Source organism: Acinetobacter sp. LipI_19 (assembly GCF_058242925.1).
The window spans coordinates 1,696,781-1,721,941 of sequence record NZ_JBZAYK010000001.1 but is presented as its reverse complement, the minus strand read 5'-3'; the positions used below and the strand labels follow the sequence as shown (position 1 = coordinate 1,721,941).

At 36.3% G+C, this 25,161-nt stretch carries 30 protein-coding genes and 1 pseudogene; 18 read left to right on the top strand and 13 right to left on the bottom strand.

Going from position 1 to position 25,161, the window contains the following annotated elements; translation table 11 throughout:
- Positions 1–185 precede the first annotated feature (185 nt).
- A complete protein-coding gene (prpB, locus tag AC4CVF_RS08310) occupies positions 186–1,070 on the top strand; it encodes a methylisocitrate lyase (RefSeq protein WP_419820463.1) in 885 nt (294 codons plus the stop codon).
- A gap of 4 nt (positions 1,071–1,074) precedes the next feature.
- Positions 1,075–2,211, top strand: coding sequence for a bifunctional 2-methylcitrate synthase/citrate synthase (prpC, locus tag AC4CVF_RS08305; RefSeq protein WP_336951373.1), 1,137 nt, complete (start codon positions 1,075–1,077; stop codon positions 2,209–2,211).
- Positions 2,212–2,265: 54 nt separating this feature from the next.
- On the opposite strand, the gene AC4CVF_RS08300 is transcribed toward prpC, so the two are convergent.
- From AC4CVF_RS08300 to AC4CVF_RS08290, 3 genes are all read right to left on the bottom strand, one after another.
- Positions 2,266–2,853 carry a hypothetical protein gene (locus AC4CVF_RS08300; protein ID WP_336951371.1) on the bottom strand — a complete coding sequence of 196 codons (588 nt, stop codon included), beginning with the start codon at positions 2,851–2,853 and terminating at the stop codon, positions 2,266–2,268.
- A gap of 12 nt (positions 2,854–2,865) precedes the next feature.
- Positions 2,866–3,489 (bottom strand): hypothetical protein, encoded by a 624-nt coding sequence (locus tag AC4CVF_RS08295; protein ID WP_336951369.1) that lies wholly within the window; start codon positions 3,487–3,489, stop codon positions 2,866–2,868.
- Positions 3,490–3,701: 212 nt separating this feature from the next.
- A complete protein-coding gene (locus tag AC4CVF_RS08290; protein ID WP_336951367.1) occupies positions 3,702–5,372 on the bottom strand; it encodes an FMN-binding glutamate synthase family protein in 1,671 nt (556 codons plus the stop codon).
- Positions 5,373–5,558: 186 nt separating this feature from the next.
- Here AC4CVF_RS08290 and AC4CVF_RS08285 point away from each other — a divergent pair, with 186 nt between their 5' ends.
- On the top strand, positions 5,559–5,774 hold the full coding sequence (locus tag AC4CVF_RS08285) for a hypothetical protein (RefSeq protein ID WP_336951366.1): 216 nt from the start codon (positions 5,559–5,561) through the stop codon (positions 5,772–5,774).
- 99 nt (positions 5,775–5,873) lie between these two features.
- A complete protein-coding gene (locus AC4CVF_RS08280; protein WP_336951364.1) occupies positions 5,874–6,329 on the top strand; it encodes a DUF6896 domain-containing protein in 456 nt (151 codons plus the stop codon).
- A gap of 280 nt (positions 6,330–6,609) precedes the next feature.
- On the opposite strand, the gene AC4CVF_RS08275 is transcribed toward AC4CVF_RS08280, so the two are convergent.
- The 3 genes from AC4CVF_RS08275 to AC4CVF_RS08265 form a co-directional block, all read right to left on the bottom strand.
- Positions 6,610–7,773: a ribosomal protein uL16 3-hydroxylase gene (locus AC4CVF_RS08275; RefSeq protein WP_336951362.1), complete on the bottom strand. Its 1,164-nt coding sequence runs from the start codon at positions 7,771–7,773 to the stop codon at positions 6,610–6,612.
- Positions 7,774–8,412: 639 nt separating this feature from the next.
- Entirely contained in the window at positions 8,413–9,006 is a 594-nt protein-coding gene (locus AC4CVF_RS08270; protein ID WP_490789917.1) for a Maf family protein, read from the bottom strand.
- 21 nt (positions 9,007–9,027) lie between these two features.
- Positions 9,028–9,411 carry a DUF2237 family protein gene (locus AC4CVF_RS08265; RefSeq protein WP_004720680.1) on the bottom strand — a complete coding sequence of 128 codons (384 nt, stop codon included), beginning with the start codon at positions 9,409–9,411 and terminating at the stop codon, positions 9,028–9,030.
- 139 nt (positions 9,412–9,550) lie between these two features.
- Between AC4CVF_RS08265 and AC4CVF_RS08260 the strand changes: the two genes are divergently transcribed.
- The 7 genes from AC4CVF_RS08260 (at position 9,551) to AC4CVF_RS08230 (ending at position 14,985) form a co-directional block, all read left to right on the top strand.
- Entirely contained in the window at positions 9,551–10,738 is a 1,188-nt protein-coding gene (locus tag AC4CVF_RS08260; protein ID WP_490789195.1) for a phosphoglycerate kinase, read from the top strand.
- Positions 10,739–10,886: 148 nt separating this feature from the next.
- Positions 10,887–11,165 carry a hypothetical protein gene (locus tag AC4CVF_RS08255; protein ID WP_004821354.1) on the top strand — a complete coding sequence of 93 codons (279 nt, stop codon included), beginning with the start codon at positions 10,887–10,889 and terminating at the stop codon, positions 11,163–11,165.
- A 128-nt stretch (positions 11,166–11,293) separates the two neighbouring features.
- Positions 11,294–12,331, top strand: coding sequence for a class II fructose-bisphosphate aldolase (fba, locus tag AC4CVF_RS08250; RefSeq protein ID WP_004720677.1), 1,038 nt, complete (start codon positions 11,294–11,296; stop codon positions 12,329–12,331).
- 116 nt (positions 12,332–12,447) lie between these two features.
- Complete coding sequence (locus tag AC4CVF_RS08245) at positions 12,448–13,299, top strand: EamA family transporter (RefSeq protein ID WP_419327490.1); 852 nt, start codon at positions 12,448–12,450, stop codon at positions 13,297–13,299.
- A gap of 64 nt (positions 13,300–13,363) precedes the next feature.
- Positions 13,364–13,795 (top strand): hypothetical protein, encoded by a 432-nt coding sequence (locus tag AC4CVF_RS08240; protein WP_336951355.1) that lies wholly within the window; start codon positions 13,364–13,366, stop codon positions 13,793–13,795.
- 61 nt (positions 13,796–13,856) lie between these two features.
- On the top strand, positions 13,857–14,465 hold the full coding sequence (locus tag AC4CVF_RS08235; protein WP_336951353.1) for a GNAT family N-acetyltransferase: 609 nt from the start codon (positions 13,857–13,859) through the stop codon (positions 14,463–14,465).
- 148 nt (positions 14,466–14,613) lie between these two features.
- Positions 14,614–14,985 (top strand): GNAT family N-acetyltransferase, encoded by a 372-nt coding sequence (locus AC4CVF_RS08230; protein WP_419360409.1) that lies wholly within the window; start codon positions 14,614–14,616, stop codon positions 14,983–14,985.
- Between the two features lie 259 nt (positions 14,986–15,244).
- Here the strand turns inward: AC4CVF_RS08230 and AC4CVF_RS08225 are convergent, their stop codons facing one another.
- The 6 genes from AC4CVF_RS08225 to AC4CVF_RS08200 form a co-directional block, all read right to left on the bottom strand.
- Complete coding sequence (locus AC4CVF_RS08225; protein ID WP_336951351.1) at positions 15,245–15,787, bottom strand: CbrC family protein; 543 nt, start codon at positions 15,785–15,787, stop codon at positions 15,245–15,247.
- Positions 15,788–15,828: 41 nt separating this feature from the next.
- Positions 15,829–16,869 (bottom strand): AlbA family DNA-binding domain-containing protein, encoded by a 1,041-nt coding sequence (locus AC4CVF_RS08220; RefSeq protein WP_419327494.1) that lies wholly within the window; start codon positions 16,867–16,869, stop codon positions 15,829–15,831.
- Positions 16,870–17,070: 201 nt separating this feature from the next.
- Complete coding sequence (locus tag AC4CVF_RS08215; protein ID WP_419327496.1) at positions 17,071–17,709, bottom strand: DUF4304 domain-containing protein; 639 nt, start codon at positions 17,707–17,709, stop codon at positions 17,071–17,073.
- Positions 17,710–17,730: 21 nt separating this feature from the next.
- Positions 17,731–18,330, bottom strand: a complete 600-nt coding sequence (locus AC4CVF_RS08210) for a hypothetical protein (RefSeq protein ID WP_224965442.1) — start codon at positions 18,328–18,330, stop codon at positions 17,731–17,733.
- A gap of 45 nt (positions 18,331–18,375) precedes the next feature.
- Positions 18,376–19,059 carry a hypothetical protein gene (locus AC4CVF_RS08205; RefSeq protein WP_490789194.1) on the bottom strand — a complete coding sequence of 228 codons (684 nt, stop codon included), beginning with the start codon at positions 19,057–19,059 and terminating at the stop codon, positions 18,376–18,378.
- Positions 19,060–19,085: 26 nt separating this feature from the next.
- Complete coding sequence (locus tag AC4CVF_RS08200; RefSeq protein ID WP_004720662.1) at positions 19,086–19,736, bottom strand: A1S_1983 family putative colistin resistance protein; 651 nt, start codon at positions 19,734–19,736, stop codon at positions 19,086–19,088.
- Between the two features lie 100 nt (positions 19,737–19,836).
- Here AC4CVF_RS08200 and ispF point away from each other — a divergent pair, with 100 nt between their 5' ends.
- Complete coding sequence (ispF, locus tag AC4CVF_RS08195) at positions 19,837–20,328, top strand: 2-C-methyl-D-erythritol 2,4-cyclodiphosphate synthase (protein WP_004720660.1); 492 nt, start codon at positions 19,837–19,839, stop codon at positions 20,326–20,328.
- 153 nt (positions 20,329–20,481) lie between these two features.
- Here the strand turns inward: ispF and rpsT are convergent, their stop codons facing one another.
- The gene (rpsT, locus tag AC4CVF_RS08190; protein ID WP_004720657.1) at positions 20,482–20,748 is read right to left on the bottom strand and encodes a 30S ribosomal protein S20; all 267 of its coding nucleotides are present in this window, start codon (positions 20,746–20,748) and stop codon (positions 20,482–20,484) included.
- A gap of 213 nt (positions 20,749–20,961) precedes the next feature.
- On the opposite strand from rpsT, the gene AC4CVF_RS08185 reads away from it, so the two are divergent.
- The 6 genes and pseudogenes from AC4CVF_RS08185 to AC4CVF_RS08160 all read left to right on the top strand — a co-directional run bounded on the left by AC4CVF_RS08185 (position 20,962) and on the right by AC4CVF_RS08160 (position 25,102).
- A complete protein-coding gene (locus AC4CVF_RS08185; RefSeq protein ID WP_490789193.1) occupies positions 20,962–21,627 on the top strand; it encodes a Rossmann-fold NAD(P)-binding domain-containing protein in 666 nt (221 codons plus the stop codon).
- Positions 21,628–21,639: 12 nt separating this feature from the next.
- Positions 21,640–22,152 carry a ribonuclease E activity regulator RraA gene (gene rraA / locus AC4CVF_RS08180; protein WP_336951337.1) on the top strand — a complete coding sequence of 171 codons (513 nt, stop codon included), beginning with the start codon at positions 21,640–21,642 and terminating at the stop codon, positions 22,150–22,152.
- A gap of 42 nt (positions 22,153–22,194) precedes the next feature.
- On the top strand, positions 22,195–22,980 hold the full coding sequence (locus AC4CVF_RS08175) for a glutathione S-transferase N-terminal domain-containing protein (RefSeq protein WP_336951336.1): 786 nt from the start codon (positions 22,195–22,197) through the stop codon (positions 22,978–22,980).
- Positions 22,981–23,030: 50 nt separating this feature from the next.
- A complete protein-coding gene (locus AC4CVF_RS08170; protein WP_490789192.1) occupies positions 23,031–23,513 on the top strand; it encodes a DUF6678 family protein in 483 nt (160 codons plus the stop codon).
- Between the two features lie 183 nt (positions 23,514–23,696).
- Positions 23,697–24,639, top strand: a pseudogene (locus AC4CVF_RS08165) (Dyp-type peroxidase).
- 106 nt (positions 24,640–24,745) lie between these two features.
- A complete protein-coding gene (locus tag AC4CVF_RS08160) occupies positions 24,746–25,102 on the top strand; it encodes a hypothetical protein (protein ID WP_336951332.1) in 357 nt (118 codons plus the stop codon).
- The last annotated feature ends 59 nt before the right edge of the window (positions 25,103–25,161 follow it).

Below are 25,161 nucleotides of genomic sequence, written 5' to 3'. Positions count from 1 at the left end.
ATTTCTTAGCAAACATGCTATTGGAAAAAATGATTAAAAAAAGTGTATAAAAATGAAAAAATGAATCAAAATTCATTTTTCTTTGACTAAAGTTTTAGAGTAATATACCTAAATGGTCATATGCGAAATATAAATTATGACTATACTCAAAACTCAATAAACAAGTGACCACTGTGGAAGGGAATATGACACAACAGACGTCTGCAGGCTTAAGATTTAGACAAGCTCTAGAAGTGGAAAAACCATTACAAATTATTGGTACAGTCAACGCTTATGCAGCGATGATGGCGAAACAGGTGGGTTATAAGGCCATCTATCTTTCTGGTGCTGGTGTGGCAAACTATTCTTATGGTTTACCTGATTTAGGTATGACCAGCTTAGACAACGTATTGGAAGATGTTCGTCGTATTACAGAACGTGTAGATACACCCTTACTTGTTGATATTGATACAGGTTGGGGTGGTGCATTTAATATTGCACGTACAATTAAACAAATGATTGGTGCTGGTGCGGCAGCTGTCCATATTGAGGACCAAGTTGCACAAAAGCGTTGTGGTCATCGTCCAAATAAAGAAATTGTTTCTCAACAAGAAATGGTTGACCGCATTAAAGCAGCAGTTGATGCAAAAACAGATTCTAACTTTGTCGTGATGGCACGTACAGATGCATTGCAAAAAGAAGGGTTGCAAGCCGTGATTGATCGTGCTTGTGCATGTGTCGAGGCTGGCGCAGATGCGATCTTTGCTGAAGCAATGACGGACATTACCATGTATAAAACAGTCTGTGATGCAGTAGGTGTTCCTGTTCTTGCAAATATTACAGAGTTTGGTGATACACCTTATTACACCACTCAAGAGTTAGCTGAACAGGGCATTAGCATGGTGTTGTATCCACTGTCTGCAACACGTGCAATGCAAAAGGCTGCCCTAGAAGTCTTCCGTTCAATTCGTGAAAATGGTACACAAGTCAATGTACTGGATAGCATGCAACAACGAAAAGAACTTTACGAATTCCTTGATTATCACACTTTCGAAAACACTCTAGATAAACTGTTCACCCAGGAGAAATAATAAAATGGCTGAAGGAAAAGTACTTACAGGCGCAGGATTGCGCGGTCAAGTTGCAGGTAAAACAGCACTTTCTACAGTAGGTAAGAGTGGCGCAGGCTTAACTTATCGTGGTTATGATGTGCAAGACCTTGCGGAAAATTGCCAATTTGAAGAAGTTGCATATCTTATTTTCTTTGGTGAATTGCCTACAGCAGAACAGTTGGCGACATATAAAGCCAAATTAAAATCACTTCGCCAGTTACCACTAGCTTTAAAAGAAGTGTTGGAGCGTATACCTGCTGATTCACACCCAATGGATGTGATGCGTACAGGTGTTTCAATGTTAGGTAATCTGGAAACTGAAAAATCATTTGATCAACAGCAAGATGTGGCAGATCGTATTCTTGCAACTTTGCCAGCGATCATTTGTTATTGGTACCGTTTTAGTCATGATGGTGTACGTATTGAAGAAAATACTGATGACGATTCAATCGGTGCACAATTCTTGCATTTACTGCGTGGTGAAAAGCCAAATGAATTACATGAACAAGTGATGAATGTTTCGTTAATTCTTTATGCTGAGCATGAGTTTAACGCTTCAACATTTACTGCGCGTGTTTGTGCTTCAACATTGTCTGATATGCATTCGTGTATTACTGGCGCAATTGGTTCATTGCGTGGACCATTGCATGGTGGTGCAAATGAAGCTGCGATGGAAATGATTGAAAACTGGACATCTCCAGAACAAGCTGAACGTGAAATGTTGGGTAAACTTGAGCGTAAAGAAAAGATCATGGGCTTTGGTCATGCGATTTATAAAGACAATGACCCGCGTAATGGCATTATTAAAATTTGGGCTGAGCGTTTAGCAAATGATGTTGGTGATACAGTGCTTTACCCAGTTTCAGTACGCTGCGAAGAAGTGATGTGGCGTGAGAAGAAGTTGTTCTGTAATGCGGATTTCTTCCACGCATCTGCATATCATTTCATGGATATTGCAACAAAACTATTCACACCAATTTTTGTGATGTCGCGTGTTACAGGATGGGCTGCGCATGTAATGGAACAACGTGCTGACAATCGTATTATTCGTCCAAGCGCGGATTATACTGGTCCTGAACTCCGCAAAGTTGTACCGATCACTGAGCGTTCTGCGGCGTAATAAGTTGATCAAGATTGATAAAAGCAGTAAAAAAAGCCTCCTAAGAGGCTTTTTTTATTTGGGAGGCTGACCCGCAGGAAATAAAACCACAGCTTCTTCACGGCTATATCCTTCATCAAAAGGTAAGCTGAGTGATTCAAAGGTAATCAGCACCCCTTTGTTTTTTGGCAGTTCAAAAGCCTGTTTAAGTTTAATCTCTGGACTGTAACTGGTTAAATTCTGTTGAAGACTTTGATATTGCGGAGTGGATATTGTAAATATCGAGCCATAAATTGTTTTAAATGGGGCAGAGCTTTGAGTATCAGAAGATCTTTGTTCGAGTAGATTAACATTAACGTCTTGAAGCACGATATTTTTAAGTGGTTTAAGCTGAGTCTTTATGTTTAAAAGTTTTTGCTGGAAGGCTTGTTGATCTGTAATACCTGTAAAATTTTCATCGTATTTGAGAAGATCATAGCGTTTTTCACTCAGTGAATAGCGATAAACTCTTGGAATCTCATAGCTTGCTGAATTTTCAAGAATTAAAACCGCTTTTTTATTTGAATCATAGCCGAGGACTTCAAGTGAAATATTGCTATAACTTTTTGCAAAAGCGAGAGAGCTAAAACTGAATAAGAGCGTCGATGTGATTATTTTTAACACGATTTATCCTCATTATTTTATTGGTAAGAGCAAAACAGCATCTTCAATATCATAACCCGTTTCCTCAGGGATTCCGAAGTATTTGACAATAACTAACATCTTATTCTGATGTGGCACGACGTAATTCTGAGTGATTTTTATTGTTTTAGCATATTGCACAGCTTGTTCATTTTTACTTTTTAAAGAAGCTGTTGTAACTTTGTATATGGTTTTATATTGAGGAACCTTTTGGGATGGATCATGCCAAGCAGGAATGTAATGAGTTTGATTTTTCACCATTTGAATTTTTGCTTTATTGGCATTTCCTACGAGTAAAGGTATTAAACGCTTTTTAATTTTGTTTAGATCTTTTTCAAACTGGATACCATCTTGATCATAGTCAATTTTATGCGTTTTGGGATTGATATATAAGGATCGCACTTCGATCAGATGATCTGGTATTTTGCTGTTGAGCTGATAATAATATAACTGCGGCAAGCGTCCACGCCCATCTTCATAATGTCGTAACAGATAAAGTTTTTGTTGTTTTACTTCATAACCTAATACTTCTATTGTTTGTCCACCACCGACAGTTGCATAACAATGTAATGACGTTGTAAGGATAGTGGTGGTGATTATATGTTGTAGAAATTTCATCCGCAAATATTCTTAATATGTTTTAATGTATCTTGCTTAAATATTGTTTAGATTAAAATGGTGTTTGAGTAAAAATAAATGACAATACAAACTTAAATAAAATACTGAAGAATAAAAAAGCACATGATTAGGCTTCTTTTAATTCCATAAATACTAGATATAACAAAAGGAGATCGTATTGATCTCCTTAATTAAACTTCGCTTACGAATAATTAAAAATGTTCAGCAGTTGCTAAATTCCACATTCTAAAATAGAAGTTTTCTTCATCTTTATTTTCACAACTGAGCAATTCGCCGTCTTTCATCCAAAAGTGCAATTGAGCATAGTTCTTGATTTCACGGTCATTGACTCGTTGTGCTAAATGATGTGCTTTAATCTCAGCAGGATGTTGTAAACCAGCTGCAGCAATCATTTCCGCGAGCGCTTTTAAGGTATTTTTTTGGAAACTAAACACTCGGTCTGCTTTAGATGGCACATCAAGTGCTTTTTGACGTTCTTTGTTCTGCGTTGCAACGCCAACAGGACATTGGTTGGTATGACAACTTTGTGCTTGGATACAACCCACTGCAAACATAAAGCCACGTGCGGAATTGACCCAGTCGGCACCCATAGCCATAGTACTGGCAATATCAAAGGCACTAATAATCTTACCACTTGCACCAATCTTGATTTGAGAACGTAGACCTGCGCCAATCAAGGTATTGTTTACAAAAAGCAAGCCTTCACGTAAAGGCGTACCCATATGATCTATCAGTTCAATAGGGGCAGCACCTGTACCGCCTTCGGAACCATCAACCACGATAAAATCTGGAATGATTTTAGTCAGTAGCATAGCTTTTACAATACTCATAAATTGCCAAGGCTGCCCAATACACAATTTAAAACCAACTGGTTTGCCGTTGGATAGCTCACGTAATTGCTGAATAAAGTGCATCATTTCAATAGGATTGCTAAAAGCAGAATGTGTCGCTGGAGAAATACAATCCACGTCCATAGAAACACCGCGTATTTCGGCAATTTCTTTGGTGATTTTATCTTTGGGAAGGATACCACCGTGCCCTGGTTTTGCTCCTTGTGACAGTTTGATTTCGATCATTTTGATCTGTGGCAGAGCTGCTTGTTGTTTAAATTTTTCAGGATCAAACTTACCATCTAGAGTACGGCATCCAAAATAGCCACTAGCAATTTCCCAAACAATATCACCACCTGGTTCCAGATGATAAGGGCTTAAGCTCCCTTCACCTGTATCATGATAAAAGTTACCTTTTTTTGCACCAGTATTTAAAGCAAGAATAGCATTTGCACTCAAACTACCAAAACTCATCGCTGAGATATTCATAATCGAAGCACTATAAGGCTGTGAGCATTGATCATTACCAATACTAATTCTAAATGTATTAAAATCAGCAGGTGTTTTGGGTGTCATCGAATGGGTTAAAAAACGATAGTCATCTTGATAGACATCAATAATTGAACCAAAAGGCTTATCTGCATTTTCATTTTTAGCACGTTGGTAAACTAAACTTCTTTGTGCACGTGAAAAAGGTAAGGCATCATCATCAGATTCAATGAAATATTGACGAATTTCAGGACGTATATCTTCAAAGAAAAATCGAAAATGTCCCATTAAAGGGTAATTTCTTAAAATAGAATGTTGTGTTTGGATGATATCGGCAAAGCCAATTGCGGCCAGTATGGATGAAATAATCCAAGCTAAATTCAGTACAGTATCTGAAAAAAAGTAATAAATATAATGACCTTCGTTAAAGAAAATAATCCAAGTCAAATATAAAGATACAAATATACAAAGGAACCAAACAGAATAACGGGAGAAAAAAGTATTGAGAAGTTGATGTCGAATTGCTTGAGCAGGACTTGCCATGAAGTGAATATCTCATTCTTTATATAGCGCTAAATTGCCCAAATTGATGAAAAAGCTCAAGTAATGATTTGTTAGACTTGAGAATGGTTCTAGATTAATAATTGAAATATTTATTTTCTAAACAATATGAGTTAATTTAACTGAAATATTTATTCAATATGCGATGAAAACAAAAAGGAATCGAAAATGTTTGAAGAGTTTCTGACAAAATTGTTAAACCCTAGTATCAGTTTTTTAGCCATTTATGTTTCTGTGATCGTTATCATTGCGTATATCGGACTGTTCTTCCAGTTTTTTAAAATTAAAAATCTAAAGCAGGAAAATGAGACGCTAAAACATCAGCTAAGTTCTCAAGCTCACTCAAATATCAGCCTGAGCAAGGGTGAAGGAATTATTTCTTAAAATTATGCTGAAAGTAAATTGATACAAATAAAGCCTGAATTTTCAGGCTTTATTGGATAAGTTTTAATTATTTAGCTTTGAAATTTTGACAGTAATTATATGATCAACCTTACTTCTGATGTAGAACAGGAATTATTAACAGCAATGGACAACTATAAAGCCATTGCTGAAGTGCTTATTGATAAATTAATTACAGAAACAGACCAACCTAAAAAAGTAAAAATTAACGCGGGACACTATTACGAAATACAAGATGCTGATTTTTTAAATGGACAAAAAACGCTATCGGGAGATTGGTCTTTTTTTGTGCATGGAGAGCATTGTATGTTTGAGAATTTAATAACAGGGCAAATTCTTGAAGTTTCGCTTGGAAACAAAGAAAGTATTGGTAATCTTGATCCATATTTTTTTTATAATTTTCTTAAGACAACAGTTGAATTCAATCACTTAACAAAATACTTCGTTAATCCCTTTAGTAGTACTTTAGACTTTTTTGAAAAACTTGAACGACAAAAAATATTGATAATAGATTTCGGAGTTTATCGAAAACTATGAGTATAAAACAGTCTGATAAAAGGACAATAAAGTCACAGCAAAGTCTTCATCTCTAGTGGGATGAAGTGTTTACTTTTCTAATGCCTATGAAAATTTATACTTTAGCAGAACTGAAGTGACTTAAACTCAATACTTCGGTTAAGTCCTCAAGCTCATTCAAATATCAGCTTGAGCAAGGATGAATGAATTATTTCTTAAAATTATGCTGAAAATAAATTGATAGAAATAAAGCCTGAATTTTCAGGCTTTATTTGAGTGTTATTCTGTTAGATTGCGAATTTTATTCGTCAGTGGGAACAAGCATCAAGATAGATTCATTCAACAATCCAGCAATGTCTTCTAATATTTCATCATCAGACAATTCATGATTGAGTTTGACACTTTGTCCATCTGCAATCTGCTTTAAATGTAGTGCAAATTGTTCAGAAATACAGATCGATTCACCATTTGCCCAGAATAATAATTCACGATCCTGTTCAAGATAAATTAAGCGAGAGGCTGGCTCAATTTGTAGTAAATAGCCTTGTTCAAGAACTTCTGCTATATCGCCAGTGCCAATCGCTTCAGCATCTGGAATATTTTCAGGGTACTTTGCTTCAGCCATTAAACTCATAATGGCATCTTCTAACACTTTAGAATTATTTAATTTCGCCAACAATTCAGCTTTTAAATAATCGAGTTCAGCTTGTGTTACTTGCCCAATCGGGGTTTGTTTATTTCGCAATATGTCGAGAAGCGGATTGCGTAGTTGTTGATCTTCGATAAATTTATCGCTGACACGATCCATCATGTCGGCAATATTTGGCATACGGAAACCAAAAGAGTAGGTTAGGCAATCGTCTTCTGCTACTCCGTAATGCGACAATCCTGGTGGAACATAAAGTAAATCGCCTGGCGCTAAAACTTCATCAAAATGGATCTCCATTTCTGGAAGTAGCTTTAACGGCTGTCCTTCGACAAGCTCAGATTCAGCATCACACATTTGTCCAAGTTGCCAACGACGATGTCCATATCCTTGTACAAGAAATACATCATAAAAGTCAAAATGCTGACCTACAGAGCCACCTTTAGCAGCATAAGAGACCATAATGTCATCACGACGCCACTGTGGAATAAAAGGAAATTTCTTCCAAAGTTCAGCTAAATCAAATGAATAATGATCTACAGCTTGAATCAATAAAGTCCAAAGCTTTGGCATTTTCTGAAAATCACCTTTGATGAGTGGTGATGATTTTACTGACCATTGATTTGGATCTTTGTCTTTTTGCTTAATTAGGCGTGCTGTGATGTTTTCATCCAGAGCAAGCTCCATGACATCGTCTGGAACAAGGATATTGGCAATTTCAGGTAAAGCGTTACGAACCAATAATGGTTTTTTTTGCCAGTATTCTGAGAGGAATTGTTCAGCAGTAATTCCGCCAAGAACATCTAAAGGTAGGGACATGAAAATAGCCTAAGCAAATTTGAATCTATAATACGGCTATTGTCTTATGAGATGACAGGTGGTGCAAGTATTTGTAAATTTATTCAAAATATATTTATATAAAAACAGCCCTGCTTTTTGAAAAATTAAAGGAGTTGTAAATTCATGATTTTATAAAATATCTCATAATATATCCGAGATTTGCCTAATTTAAAAGAAAGCATTTTCAATTGGGTTGAGGAATATAGATTTTTTCCTATTTCGTATTATTCTGATCCAAAAAAAGAAATTGCAGACAAAACACTTTTAGTATTGCGTTCGTATCGATAATTGATTATCTAGGGCAAAAATATTTCTATTCCAACTTGGGTGGTGAATGAAGCGCAAGTGAATGATTTTAGTGAGGCGCAATTAAATCAAATTGGGTTAGAGTATTTAAACAAGATGATTCTTGCTTTTGAGTTGGTCTTGATTGGGGACTGCTAAACAGAATCTAAGGCTAAGATTAAAGAAGGGTTGATGTTATTTGCAACGCATTATCAGGATTTATGGGATTAACTCAAAAAGTCTTCTTCCTTTTTAATGCATGAGCAAATAACACAAATCCCATGTAATTATGGAAATTTATAATAAGATCGAGCTTATTATACAGTGTGGAAATTAAGGTAGCGGGATTCCCAACTTCCTTAAAATTCCACATAACTGAATCATTGGCATACCCATCAAAGTGGTTTGGTCTTGCCCAATCATTTGCTCAAATAAACCAATACCAAGACTTTCACACTTAAAGCTACCCGCACAATGCAGAGGTTGATCAATTTCGATATAACGCTCAATTTCAGCCAAAGTTAAGTCACGAAATTTAACATGATAATGCTCGACCAAGGTTTGTTCAAAACCAGAAGCTAAATGTTGCACACTTAAGGCAGTACTAAAAAAGACATTTTTTCCTGAATTGGCTTGTAGCTGTTGAATGGCTTTTTCTACAGATAAAGGTTTACCAATAAAATCTTGTGGTGCATGTTCACGCCAAGCCACCTGATCTGACCCAATCACAATGGCATTTGGATGGTCTTGTACAATGACTTGAGCTTTTTCAAAAGCCAAGCGTTTAGCCAAATCATCGGCATGAGATTCACCCCGTGGTGATTCATCGATTTCAGGAGAAATACAATGATAGTCTAAGCGCAAACGATTCATTAAATCTTTACGGGTTTGGCTCGATGAAGCCAAAATAATTTCATAGTGATTCATCTTTGAATAATTCATGCCTAGTTATACTGCATATTCCATCAAGAGATCTAAGGGAACATACGCCAAAACTGCTTGATGACAGGCTTGTAGTTTTACACGAGGTGCCATGTCATTTTGATAGGCCTCAACCCAACGCGTCACACATAAACACCAAAAATCACCAGGTTGTAGTCCCGGAAAGCCGTGTTCTGGCAGTGGTGTAATTAAGTCATTTCCTACTTTTTGTGAAAAATTTAAAAATTCTGAAGTCATTTCAGCGCATACAGTGTGCTGACCAAGGTCGGTTGTTGCTGTATGACAGAAACCGTTACGAAAATAACCTGTGATTGGAGAAAAACAACAACTTGCTAAAGGTTCACCTAAGACATTTAAACCGTTGATTTTAGGATCGGGATGAAAAGACATAAGCGTATAGAATTTAAAAGTTCGCCCTATAATAATCAAATCTCAACTTTTCTACAGCTTTTCTACAAAAGTATCTAACCTTTTTTTGTGTAATCATTTAGAATCTACGCGATTTTTAATATCTATAAGAGAGCTATACATGAATTTTCAGCGTATGACTGACCTCGATTTAGCAGGCAAGCGTGTACTTATTCGTGAAGACTTAAACGTACCTGTTAAAAATGGTGTGATTACAAGTGATGCACGTTTACGTGCTGCATTACCGACAATTAAATTGGCACTTGAGAAGGGTGCTGCGGTCATGGTGTATTCTCATCTTGGTCGTCCCGTTGAAGGTGAACCAAAAGCGGAACAATCATTAGCTCCTGTTGCTTCTTATTTAACTGAGGCACTTGGTCAAGACGTTAAATTATTCACAGATTATTTAGATGGGGTTGAAGTTGCAGCAGGCCAAGTTGTATTACTTGAAAACTGTCGTTTCAATGTGGGTGAAAAGAAAAATAATGCTGAACTTTCAGCAAAATATGCAGCACTTTGTGATGTTTTTGTGATGGATGCATTTGGTACAGCGCATCGTGCAGAAGCATCAACTGAAGGCGTAGCACGTTTAGCAAAAGTCGCAGCAGCGGGCCCTTTGCTTGCAGCTGAATTAGATGCTTTAGGTCGTGCGCTGCAAACACCAGAAAAACCAATGGTCGCAATTGTTGCAGGTTCTAAAGTTTCTACTAAGCTTGATGTTTTAACTTCACTTTCTGATATTTGTGATCAATTGATCGTTGGTGGTGGTATCGCCAATACATTCTTAGCCGCAGCTGGTTTCAATGTCGGTAAATCCTTGTGTGAAAATGATTTGATTGATACAGCTAAAGCGATTGCAGCAAAAGTATCTGTTCCACTTCCAACAGATGTTGTTGTAGCAGATGCTTCTGCAATCGATTTTGCAGATTTCTTAGGTTCATTAGCAAATGCTAAAGCAACAGTAAAAAAAGTTGAAGATGTTGCAGACAATGACATGATTTTGGATGTCGGTCCTGAAACGGCGAAAGCTTTTGCTGAAATCTTAAAAACGTCTAAAACGATCCTTTGGAATGGTCCAGTTGGTGTGTTTGAAGTGGATCAATTTGGCGAAGGTACAAAAACACTTTCTTTAGCGATTGCTGAATCTGAAGGATTCTCTATTGCTGGTGGTGGTGATACTTTGGCTGCAATTGATAAATACCATGTTGCAGACAAAATTGGTTATATTTCAACTGGTGGTGGTGCATTCCTTGAATTTGTTGAGGGCAAGACACTTCCAGCTGTAGCGGTATTGCTTGAACGTGCTTAATTGAAAAATTATTTTAATTATGACGTTTATATGAAAGGCTGACCTCGTGTCAGCCTTTTTTATCTGAGAGATTCATTTTAAAGTAATAAAAATGAAATATAACTGCAATAAACTAGATCAAATCCAATCACCAACACTGGGAAATGTGATGAAATTTAAATTTACACTTGCAGCACTTCTTATTGCTCCTTTGGCATTTACTGCATGTTCTAAACAAGAAAAAGCACCAGCCTCAGAACAAACATCTTCTTCTGAAGCTGCTTCAGCAGAATCAGCAAATACATCTGCAGAACAACAAGCTGTGATTGATGCGCTTGATCAGCCTGTTTTGGATGAAAAAAATACAGATGTAGCTGCTGAAAAAGCAAATGCTCCAGCAGATGCGGCTACGCCAGCGACTGAAGAAGAAGCACCTAAAGCTCAATAATCTTTCTAAATGTTGTTATTTGTTAAAAGTCCCCGCAAACGCGGGGATTTTTTATGAAATAGTCAATATTGTTGCTGAATTGAAATAAAGCAACATGTAGAATATGGGGCATTACTTGGGAGGATATTATGGCTCTTATCTCATTGCGCCAACTCTTGGATCATGCCGGTGAACATAGTTACGGCGTTCCAGCGTTTAATGTGAACAACTTAGAACAAATGCGCGCAATTATGTTAGCCGCTGACGCAACAAATTCACCTGTAATTGTGCAAGCTTCTGCTGGTGCACGAAAATATGCAGGTGCTCCATTTTTACGTCATTTAATTTTAGCTGCAATTGAAGAATGGCCACATATTCCAGTGGTAATGCATCAAGACCACGGTACAAGCCCAGATGTTTGTCAACGTTCGATCCAGCTTGGATTTTCATCTGTAATGATGGATGGTTCTTTAGGTGCAGACGGTAAAACACCAACGTCTTATGAGTATAACGTTGATGTAACACGTCGTACTGTTGAAATGGCACATGCATGTGGTGTTTCTGTAGAAGGCGAAATTGGCTGTTTGGGTAGTCTTGAAACAGGTTTGGCTGGTGAAGAAGATGGTGTTGGTGCAGAAGGTGTACTTGATCATTCTCAACTTCTCACTTCTGTTGAAGAAGCTCGTCAATTCGTTGCAGATACCAATGTAGATGCTTTAGCAATTGCAGTCGGTACTTCTCATGGTGCGTACAAGTTTACTCGTCCACCTACAGGCGATATTTTGGCAATTGACCGTATTAAAGAAATTCATGCGGCGCTTCCAAATACTCACCTTGTTATGCATGGTTCAAGCTCAGTACCACAAGAATGGTTAGCGATCATTAACCAATATGGTGGTGACATCAAAGAGACTTATGGTGTTCCAGTTGAACAGTTGGTTGAAGCAATTAAGCATGGTGTACGTAAAATCAATATTGATACAGATTTACGTTTAGCATCTACAGGTGCAATGCGCCGTATGATGGCTGAAAAACCAAGTGAATTCGACCCACGTAAATTCTTCGGTGAAACGGTTGAAGCAATGAAACAAATCTGTGTAGATCGTTATACAGCATTTGGTACTGCGGGTAATGCAGACAAGATTCGCCCAATTTCTTTAGAAAAAATGGTTGATCGTTATAAATAATCTTTGATGGTTGTTGATCACCTAAAAGCCCACTCATGCTAGTGGGCTTTTTCTTGAATCATAGGAACTCGGTTTCGCATAAATTTTGCAATGATTGGTGAGATAAGAAGTAAATTATGGAACTCATATTTTTAGCAGCACTTTGTAGTGTGCTGGTTTCAATGCTTTTAAAATGGACCAAACAAAAAGGTTTTGATGCATTGCAAATGATTGCTTGGAATTATGCAATCGCCAGTGTATTGAGCTATATTTGGTTTAAGCCTGATTTGGCCCATATTTCAATCTCAAATACACCGTGGTGGTTGATTCTTGGTTTAGGTGTTGTATTACCCAGTATTTTTTTATGCTTAGCAAAATCATTACATAGTGCAGGAATTTTAAAAACTGAAATTGCACAGCGATTATCTGTGGTTTTATCATTATTGGCTGCATATTTTTTATTCCAAGAACAATTTAACCAATTAAAAATGCTTGGTATCGGTTTGGGTATCGTGGCAGTTTTATGTATTGTACTTTCTCAGTCGAGTCCATCAAATTCATTACTCAATCAGAAAGGTATCCTTTCTTTACTCAGTGTTTGGGTGGGTTATGCTTTGGTTGATGTTTTATTAAAATATACAACCAGCCTTGGTTTACAGTTTCCTGTTACATTAACCTTGATGTTTATCTGTTCATTCCTATTATCTGTAGGTTATTTACTGATTCGAAAAACTCAGTGGAAGCTTCAGAACTTTTTTGCTGGTTTGGCGTTGGGGATTTTAAATTTTGCCAATATTGCTTTATATGTCAAAGCGCATATTTTATTAAAAGATTCTCCAGCGATTGTTTTTGCAGGGATGAATATCCTTGTGGTGTTATTTGGAGTAATTGCAGGGCTGTTAATTTTTAAAGAAAAGCTTAAAGTGATTACAGCTCTAGGACTGGTTTTAGGTTTGGCTGGAGTGGTATGTTTAGCCTTGGCAATATAATGATTTAAGAGAATGAAAGATTAAAATGATAAGAATACTATTCATAATACTGGGTACATTTATCATGATAGATGTTTTTGCAGCTAATTTAACATTGGTGAAGACTGAACAAGAAAAAGGAGATCGCGATAATCCTTCCATGACGACTTATACCTATAAAGCAATATCTCCTTTAGTTGTTGAGTATTTATATGGATATGATGCAGATTATGGTGAGAATAATTTAAAAATTCAATTTTTAGATCAAGATACTCAAGGAACATATTTAGGTCATACACGTTTTTTAGTTGATGATGAGTCAAAAAAATACGTTAAATTATTAAAATTACCCAGTGTTCCGTTAAAACATGGATGCTTTTATCAAGCTCAGGCAGAGATTTTTCTTGATGATGTTTTCGTTTCTAGAAATGATTTAAGCAGTTCATCATCTGGGAGTGCTTTTATTAAGAATATAAAACCATTATCAGATGTAAAATTAAAGTGTGATATATATTGATGTTGATCACTTTACAATAAAATTAAACGGTAACTTTATTGATTAAATTGGTGGATATGAGATGGATGCATTTGAACAATTATTTATTCATTTAGATTTACAACTAAATAATATTCGCTTAGTACCATTATCTCTTGAACATGAGCAAGGACTTGCTGAAGCGTGTCGTGATGGTGAATTGTGGAATCTACGAATTACCTCAACACCACATTACACAGAAGTTAAAAATTATATTGAAAAAGCATTAATACAAAAAGCACAAGGTAGTCGTTATCCCTTTGTTGTCATAGAGCAAAGCTCAGGGAAAGTCTTGGGAACGACTAGTTATCACGATATTTTATTAAACGTAAAACGTTTTGAAATCGGCTATACATGGTATGCACAATCTGTACAGAGGACTCATGTCAATACAACTTGTAAACTATTACTATTAGGTTTCGCTTTTGAACAACTTCAAGCCAATACCGTGGCGTTGCGGACTGACCAATTTAATTTTAAAAGCCAAAAAGCCATTGAACGTTTAGGTGCTAAAAAAGATGGCATTATTCGGGGCGATCAAATGCGTAAAGATGGCACTATTCGAGATACAGTGTTGTACAGTATTGCTCAAGGTGAGTGGAACAATGTAAAAGCACATTTACAAGACATGTTGGCACACTATAAAAAATAACTATTTTATTGAATTTTATTCGATTCAAGGGCATGCAAATGCCCTTGAAATCATTTGAAAGATCGTCATGGTGATTTCATATTTTGATCATAAAACTTTCAAACATAGCGGACAATGGAGGAGCATTCTTTACAATGGTGTAATTGCTATGAATCAAGATATCTTTTCAACGCATACATCATTACAAACCCATCAAGTGCAGCTTTCACCACTACAAATAGAACATGAAAATGCTTTAATTGAGGTATGTAAAGATGGCCGATTGTGGGAATTAGAATATACATTAGTTCCACATTATTCTCAGATCAAGGATTATATTGCCAAGGCACTTGAACAAAAATCTTTGGGAATACACGTACCTTTTGTTGTTTTAAATCAGCGGAATGGTCGTATTGTAAGAACCACCAGTTTTCGCGATTTGATTTGGGAGGTGCGCCGTGGTCAGATTGGCTATATATGGTATGCAGAATCAGCACAGTGCAGTCATATCAATACCCGTTGTAAGTTGTTATTACTTTAGTAAGCATTTGAAAAACTACCAGCCAACTCGGTTGTATTAAGGACGGATATTCGCAATGTTAAAAGTCAAGGCGCCATTGAGCGTCTAGGTGCGCATTATGATGATGTGCAACATCAAGATGAGCTACGAAAAGATGGAACTGTTCGAGATACTGTTATATACAGCATAATCAAAGATAAATGGCAGGGCATTAAACAGCATTTAAGCCAGTTACTTAGCCAAAGCTATAAGCTTTAACTTATAAGGTTTAATTATGTATTTAACTACAATCTATATGTAAGCGATGTTGTTGGCAATGAATGCATTGAAACAGATAGCCTGTTAAATCACCGTCGATACTGAGGTGATCTTGGATAAGCTCTACTGGATAACCATTTTCTTCGATATCGGCTTTAACCTCATCCCAAATTGGTTTAAGCCTTTCACTATCCGCATAAGCGATGAACTGACATGGTTCATTGCAATGCACGAGCCAAACTTCTTGTTGCCAACTATGATAACTTGGCGTTTTGAAGCAGATTTCATCTAAAAATTCAGGGTTGATTTTTTCGGATGGAACATTTGGGTTTGAAGAAATACCTTCAATGCCACAATAGTCATTGTATTCTCCATCGTATTTTTGCGCTGCTGCACCATTGGCAATACACCACGGACAGATATACTCGGGTTCATCTACACTATAAAAAGAACTTACGTACTTTAAATCACGTTGTTGATTGCAAATCGAACAAATACCGTCTTCTTTTTTAAACAGATCAAGTGTGTATGCGTTGGGATGATATTTAAACTGAGGATAATCCATATTTTTGATTCTTCTAGGTAAAGATTTTTAAGTATTGAATGCTAACAATAAAATTCTACACGAAAACTTTCAATCAGTTCAGGTGGAACGCGTGTTGTTTGTCCATTGGTACGCATAAATAATTCGCCTTTGTAATACAACGGACGGTCCGATTTATTACATTTAAAGACCAATATGGTTTTTCCTTGAATCTGTATTTCTTCTAGTGTGGTATAAATATTTGAAATTTTGTTACTTTCGTGTGCCAGTTTATCAATCAAACTCCGCTTCATTAAGTCGAGTGAATTATTAAAGTGTTCCGCAAGTTCATTTTCAATCCCTACAATGGTTAAATCATCAGCAATACCTATAAAGACATAGCCATTGCGGGTATTCATAAATGCAAAGCAGGCTTTGACCCATTTATCTGATTTGCGGTTGGTTAATAGGTCTGTGGTACGTTCTTTAAATTCAATCCGTTGATTTTCACCCAGTTGAATTAAATTAAAATAGTACTCTGAACAGGAATTTTGCCGATAATGATTGAGTGTGGTTTTAATTTTCTCTAATGATTTATATGCGGCAACAGTTTCTAAATTATGAATATCTTGCCATTGGTAAATTAATTTAATCTTTAGATCGTTTGTTAAGTTTGGATCAGCAAGGTATTCAAAGCTCAAATTGAGATATTGTAAAATTTCTGTGTAAATAGCATGACTGGCAATTGGAATGGAAATTTTATTAAAAGTATTTCTAATTTTTTCTAAATTTTTGTGAAATTCAAAAGCTTCTTGGTAAAAGCTTAAATATTTAAACTCATTTAAAATATGTTCATAAGGGCGATGAAATGAGTTAGGAAACAGTTGCTTGGGCGGTATATGGATATATTTTTCAATCTGTTGGAAATAATATCTTAAGGTTGGATACTTTAAGGCCTGATCAATATTGATTTCAAATTTCTCAGAAAGTGGCTTAGTGGTATAAGCTTGAAAAAACAGCAGGGTTTGGATTTCTTTGTATTTCTTGGGGTAGTCATGCCAATGCGTTTCTAGAAACTCATTAAAATTCTTAAATTTATTGGTGAGATACATGTTCAAATCCATAGCAACACCTTTGATCCTCTATTGTTTGGTGTTCGGTATTTACAACAAATATGTCATCAGACTATTTATATATAGTTATTTATAAGTTAATTAAGTCAGGAAATAAAGCGTAAAACTTTAAATCGGATCGTGAAAGTTGTTAGAAAATATAACAAATATTTCAATTTGGTGAATAGCGCATTTGACTGCTTCATTTCGTCATTAATCGATAATTTGCGGAATCGCTAAACTTGGATTTTGGATAAATGATGCTAATCGTTCTTTTAATGAGGTGGCTCGTTCAGGAACAGCATCAATTGCAATCTCAGCGAGCCTCTTGACCAATTGTAAATCACCAGCTGCAGCAGCCACATAGCAGAGGGTACACATGTGTGCGGGATGTAAGGGATTTATACAGGCCTGATGCGCTTTCTTGAGAAAATCTTCAGGCCAATGTGCTAATTGATTAAAGAAATTTTGGCTTTGACGATTCCACTCAGATATTAGAAATTGCACCATTTCGTTGGCATCTTGTTCATTTGAGGTATATGACCAGTCGTTGTCATGATCATTGATCAAATAAGGCAGGATCGAACTACGCCATGCACAATCGAAATCACGCATTTTTTCAATATCTAAAGCGTTACCTGTACATCGCATAACATATTCACCTAATGTGATGAGGTGAATACCGAGATTAACTTGAAAACAATGTCTTTTAATGGAGTGTTGTATATCGACGATTCGAATAACTTCCCCCTCAACCTGTCTAAATACATCGCCTTTTTTTATAAAGCCCTGTGCTTTTAAAATGGGATAAAACTGGCTTTGTAATAGTTTGGAAATGACTTTTTTATCCATTCGATATATCCATGGTAGAGGCTAGCATTGCCATAGAAATTTAGCAGTTTTACCCTGAGGGCAATCAAATAGGTAGGCGGAACCTCCTCCACCAAAATTCATCTCAGTTCTATGATCAGGTCCGGTCTCTAGTTGAGCAACAAAGCGCATAGGCTTTTGGCAGCAATCACATTCAGGTGTTTCATCATTTTGCAGCCACTCAGCTGAGCCAGAAAGCTGACCTAAAATTTCTCTCTTGGGTCCTTGCCAAAGTTCACGTGATTGTGAATATTCTTCTTGCGAATCTTGGAAAATCTTGGCGCCATATTCCGTTTCACGTAAGGTATTTTCAGGTTCTAAAGGTTGGAATTTTTCAAGAGCATGAATCTCTGTAATGACAATCACTTTATTACCACCACCATCTGCATCCCAGTCATCACACATCCCCGGATCTTGGCTACACATAAAGATCAATTCTAAACCGAGATCAGTTTTTACTTTGCCAAGGTATTGCATTGCACCATCACAATTTGTGCAGCAAGGCCATTCAACCTGTAAGCCAATTGTTTTAACAGGAAGACCACCAAAAGAGGTTTGATCAAGGTGTTGTGAGACTTGGTCTAAAATTAAAAGTTGAGTCATTGTTATTCCCTATTTTATTTATATTTTAATTAAGCTAGTTAGATCTTAACTGTGTACAACATATCCAAAGATTCCAACCAAATTGCTATTCTGGGTTAAGCCCAATGCAAGTCGAGGCAAGACACAACCTGTAATGATTGTTCCTTTAGGGTAATCATCAGAATCGATTTGTTCTAAAAGTGCTGAGTCTCCAATCCGAACAAATGCACAGTCGATAAAATCGTGTTGTGCTGCAAACCAATTTATCATCTTGTGCCAAGGTTGAAAATATTCTGCTGGAGATTCTTCACCATCTTGTTCAACTTCTTTCCACCACTGTGTATTTGTTGTAAGCGGTTCAGTCGTAATGTTCGCCAAAGGAAAAATAGTATTGGCAAAGTATTGTTGAATCAGCTGAGGCGTAATTTTTTGGCTAGCTGAGTTTTGTGAATGCATGATATAAAAATCTTGAAAATAATCACCCGAGTTTGAACCCATACCAACTTCAACATTTGTCATGATATTGGCGATTTCAGCGCTTAGTTTTTGACAAAGTTTTAATTCATCGGGATCAATTTCATGCTGCAATGGGATATTGTGCTTTGAGATAGAACCATCATTATAAACGCTAGTAAAGCGCGAAATAATATTGTTAGGCCATTCATCTGTATCAGCACCCACATCATAATTCTGCATACATTCAGATAATATTTTTAATCTTTCTTTACTTAACGCTAGTTTTGTACTCATGGTTTTGCCAAATTTAATTATAATTCTTAATCATATAAACGGTAAATTCCAGTAAAGCGCTCACAGCCTTTTTGTGTTGTTGTCACAGACAAAATTGCTTTTTGGAAATTAAGCACATATTTACAGTCATGTTCATTGTCCAAAATTTGATTCTTTTTTTCAGGCGTGGTGTAAGCCAACAATGAGACGATTTGACTATCTTTACGGTTATTGGGATTTCGATAGGCGATGCCTTCAACTTTAATCCGATCTTTAGTCAGTTGATGGATTTGTAAATGGGCGGGTTGCTTCGAAATTTTACCATGTTCATATTTGATGAAATGTTGGGTTAAACTTTGATTCATTGAGGTGTAAAAATTTAAGTCTTCTAGGCGAATATCGAACTGTTGTTTAAAACAATCGTTGCTTTTACATTGGCTTAAACGGTTGAGCCACAAACGATGCGTATCATTGATTAAGCGTATTGGTGCGTCTGTGACCAGATATGCAGTGAGATAGCTCTCATTCAATTGAGCGCGTAGTTCACTATACTGTGAACCACATAACTTTTTTAAAAGTGATGAATCTTGATGCTTACAGTCAAGAGGCAGGGCATAAACAGCTGATGTACTGATACAGCTCAAAATGAGACCAGACAAGAGTGTTTTAATTTGATTAAATTCTGTATTCAACAGCATGATCGCTTATACTTTCACAATGTTTGCATACGTACTATAGCGAAAGAGAAAGTACGAATACAAGATTTTTAAATTTTAAAAACTGCAAAAGGAGCTAAGAATGATCATACCGATTCGTATTGGGCAGGGAATGGATGTACATGCTTTTGAAGAAGGTGATTTTGTAACTTTGGCAGGCGTTCAAATTCCACATACGCATGGTTTAAAAGCACATTCTGATGGTGATGTTGTGTTACACGCATTATGTGATGCTTTATTGGGTGCATTGGCTTTAGGGGATATTGGACAGCATTTCCCAGACACAGATGCTGAATTTAAAGGTGCGGATAGCCGTAAACTTTTAAAACATGTTTATCAATTAATTTTAGACCGTGGTTATAAATTAAATAATGCCGATATTACTGTGGCATGTGAACGGCCTAAATTAGCCAAACACAATTTGGAAATGCGTCAAAGTATTGCAGATGTGTTAGATGTTGATGTGACTCAAATTAGCGTTAAAGCAACAACCACAGAGAAATTGGGTTTTACTGGTCGTCAGGAAGGTATTTTATCCACTGCAACAGTCTTAATTTCACATTTAGCAAAGTAATTATTTTTACAGTTTAGAACTCTTACTTATCTATCTGCTGAGAAATAATGATGAAGTGGTAGATAAGTTTTGATGTTTTCTAATTTTAAAGCGTTATAGTCAAATTTTACATACAAAAAAAGCCCTTTAAAGGGCTCTTTTTACATGCAAAAATTAGTTAGCTAACGCTTTAACTTGTGCATTCAAGCGGCTCTTGTGACGAGCAGCTTTGTTTTTATGGATGATACCTTTATCCGCCATACGGTCAATAACTGGAACTGCAGCTTTATAAGCTTCAGTTGCGGCAGCATATTCACCAGTAGCGATAGCAGCGATTGTGCGTTTGATATAAGTACGTACCATTGAACGCAAGCTTGCGTTGTGTTTACGTGCTTTAACGTTTTGACGAGCACGTTTTTTTGCTTGAGCAGAGTTTGCCACTCGTGCACTCCTTGAATTAGATGGGTCTGGGCGGGCTGAAACCACATCTGAAAACCACATCAGAGGATTATCACCAGCCCGTAAACAAGTGCCATATTGTGATTAAAGAGGCCAGTAAAGTCAAGTGTTGACATGCTTTGACAACATTTTTGTTGAAGAAAAATTTGAAATAAAACGTTAGATTAGTAATAAATCTAGGAGATTGTTTAAAAAATGACTAATTCGATAAAAAATGCGATTGTGATTGGAGCAACAGGTTTAGTGGGACAGCGTCTCATTGAGCAGCTCAATTTATTGGCTGATTGTGAAAAAATTACAGTTGTTGTGCGACGAGAAAATCCAGACTTTTCAAAATTTAAAAAAGTTGAACAATTTGTATTGGATGACTTACTTCTACTCAATGATCAAGATGTCAGCGGTTACACTCATGCATTCAGTTGTTTGGGAACGACCATTAAAAAGGCAGGTTCTAAAGAAGCTTTCTATAATATTGATTTTGAGATCAATGCACATTTTGCAGATTTATTTGAAATGACTGAAACTCATTTACTTTTAGTCAGTGCGATGGGGGCAAAAGCCAGCTCGCCAATTTTTTATAATCAAGTCAAAGGTGAACTTGAGGACTATATACAAAAGTTGAACTTATATCGTTTTTCTATTATTCGCCCATCATTACTCCTTGGTGATCGGAATGAAAAGCGATTCTTGGAAGATGTAGCGCAAAAGTTATATGGTAAATTTTCGCATTTGGTACCCAATTCTTTTAAATATAAGCCAGTGACAGCACAACAAGTGGCTCATACTATGGTCGAGGCTGCTCAAACACAAACTCAAAAAATTGAAATTTATGATAATTTACGTATACAAAATAGCAAATAATGGAGTGATAACGTGACTAAAGTACCTTTTGTAACTTGTGATTTATTAGATGATCACCCAGACCAAGACATCCAAACCCTGATTCCATCTCTCGATGGCAAATTTTTTAAAAGTTATGGAGCTCGTAAAACCTTTGGTGGTCAAATCGTGACAGTCAAGTGTTTTGAAGATAACTCACGAGTGAAAGAGTTACTTGCTACAGATGGAACAGGCAAGGTTTTGGTTGTGGATGGTGGAGCATCCATGCGTTGTGCCTTGATGGGTGACATGATTGCTGAATCAGCGGTTAAGCATCACTGGAATGGTGTAGTGATTTATGGCTGTGTACGTGATGTAGATGCACTAGTTGAACTTGATCTAGGCGTTCATGCATTGGCTACAATTCCACAAAAAAGCAATCGTAAAGGCATAGGTGAGGTCGATATTCCTGTGTATTTTGGTAGTGTCACTTTCAATTCTGGTGAATATATCTATGTAGATAACAATGGAATTGTGGTTTCAAAAGAAAAATTAGTGGATTTATAAAAAGCTTTATTTAAGCGAAAACAATCATCTAGGGGGTATAAAATGGTACATCATCAAATTAAAGTTGTACAAGCTTTGGCTTCATCACTGACTGAGGGAGGCCGTGGTGTAACTGGAACACCATTTCCAAACCAGCCAGAAAAGGCCTTAAAGTTATATGAGTTTGAAGGTTCACCATTTTGCCGCCGTGTACGAGAAGTAATGACCTTGCTCAATTTGGATTATGAAGTCTATCCATGCCCTAAAGGTGGGACTAAATATCGTCAGGTTGTAAAAGAAAAAGGGGGGAAATTGCGTTTTCCGTATTTCGTTGATGAAAACACGGGAACAGCAATGTATGAATCAAAAAAGATTGTTGATTACTTATTTAAGCACTATGGTAAAACCGGCAAAACGCCAAAGAAATATTCTCATTATCCTAAATATCCAACGGTCGCCATGGTGGGAACTATTATTAATGGTGCGCGAGGGGTTTGGGTAAATAAAAAAATTGTTGATCGTATAAGCCCAGCGCAATTATTGGAGTTATGGGGGTTTGAAGCAAGTCCCTATACACGTGTTGTGCGTGCTGAGTTAACTGAATTAGAAATTCCATTTATCTTTCATAATGTGGCTAAAGAGTGTTGGCAAGATCTAGGACCAGCAGTTTTACGTTTAAAACCTGGTAAATATTTTGCTTTGGTGGGCGGAAAACGTGAAAAAATTATTCCTGTTATGGGGCGTGCAAAGCAAGATATTCAAGTGCCTTATTTAGAAGATCCAAATACAGGTGAAAAACTCTTTGAGTCAGCAGTAATCGTACGTTATTTACAGAAACAATATGGTTAACTCTATGTGTTAAAAGCATCTAAACAGGTGCTTTTAATTGAAGGATAAATATGGGTTTACAAGAAAATTATCTTGAATATCGAAATCATATAAATGCTTTAAAGACTAAACAAGCCTATTTAAAGTATATTTTGAAAATTCAACAGGTCGTGTATCAACGGCAGTTGGTATCTTGTATGAGTGATTCAAAATGGCTCAAACTTCTACATACAATGAAAGACTTGGATTTTCCACCTGCATTTATTGTCAAATTGGTGACTGAAAATAAAGATCAACAAGCTGAAGATAAATTTGTGAAGAAAATTCCGTGGTATATAGGTGATTGGCATCCTTTCTATCACGATGCTATGCCTGTATTTATTGGAATTGAATATTTAATTGTAAAGCCTATGCTGAGCAAGTCGAGGGGGAGATTGATCAGTGATTTGATTTTAGATCAAACAGATCAATTTCGTACTTTGTTGCAGCATTTGAATATCGTGTTTGATCAGAAAGACTGTTATTTTAAAATTTATGCTTATCACCTAAAGTAGTTTTAAAAATACTTACAATCGATGTGCCTAAACAAAATAAGTCAAAACTTATTGCTTTAATTATTTTCCATAACATTTATATCGATATAAATATTGTGAATTAGTGGATTGTTAACGATAAAAACTTAAGCTTTAAAACAGCCTATGTTAGATTGTAACCAATAGAATATTTTGAGATATATTATGACTTCAACTCGAATTCAACCTGTTATGAATCGTCCAGGGGAAAATGCCTTATTTATTGTTTTAGGATTAAGGCTTGGGGCTGAAGTAATTGATACAGTAATTGATTTTGCGGCAAATTTTTCTGCATTGACGCGTAGTTTAACCAACCGTTATCCAGATGCACAATTTAGTGCGGTCATGGGATTTGGGGCAAATGCGTGGGAGCGTTTATTTCCTGATCAGGCTAAACCACAAGAATTAGAACAGTTTAAAGAAATTAAAGGGCCAAAATATACGGCTGTTTCAACGGAAGGTGATTTGTTTTTCCATATTCGCGCTGATCGCCAAGCGTTGTGTTTTGAAATGGCAGATATGATCAATACTGAATTAAAAGCTGTAAGTTACCCAGTAGATGAAGTGAATGGTTTTCGATATTTTGACGGTAGAGCGATTATTGGCTTTGTCGATGGGACCGAAAACCCAGAGCCTGAAATTGCGGCTGAATATGCACTAGTGGGTGATGAAGATCCAGACTTTAAAAGGTGGCAGTTATGCATTTATTCAAAAATATATGCATGATATGGACAAGTGGCGCGCGCTAAGTGATGAAGAACAAGAAAAAGTCATCGGACGAAAAAAGTTTAATGATCTTGAGTTGAGTGATGATGTAAAACCTAAAACAGCACACAATGTAGTAAGTAAGGCACATGATGCGGATGGTAATGAAATTAAAATCATGCGTGCAAATATGCCGTTTTCAAATCCATCTAAAAATGAGTATGGTACTTTCTTTATTGGTTATGCACGCAAATTTAGTGTGACTCGACAAATGTTAGAGCACATGTTTCAAGGTGATGAAGAGGGTAATTTAGATCGTTTATTAGATTTTAGTACAGCAGTGACAGGAACTTTATTCTTTGTGCCTACTGTCGATTTCTTAGATGATTTGGGTGACGAATAACGCTGATGGTTTATGTTTAGGTAAATGGTCACTTTAAAGTGGCCTTTTACTGCGAACTTGAGTCATGTTTGTTATGATGAATCATTGATTTAATTGGGTTTTAATGATGTTTGATAAAATTGCAACCTTATTTAAGGGTAGTAAAAACGGTCCTGAGCAAGTTTTTCTACAAGAAAATAATATTCAAATTGATGCTGAGCACGGTTTTATTGTAGATGGTATTGTTTTAAATCGTGAGTTATCTGAAAGGCTGGAATACTTTTCTAACCGAAAACTCAATAATTTTGATGATTTAAAGGCCTTGTTTTATAAAACAATTTTGATCAATGAAAAGATTGATTTAGAAATCGCAACAAACAACTATGTGCAAAGGCTTGGCAATACAGAAGAAAATTTAAAACAATTCAAAAAAATTATACAAAAACTCAATGATTATTATAAACAATTTAAACGAGAAAAATAAATCAACTTAAGGCATGGATAACATTTGATGGAATCAGAATATTTCATCAAAGAATCATA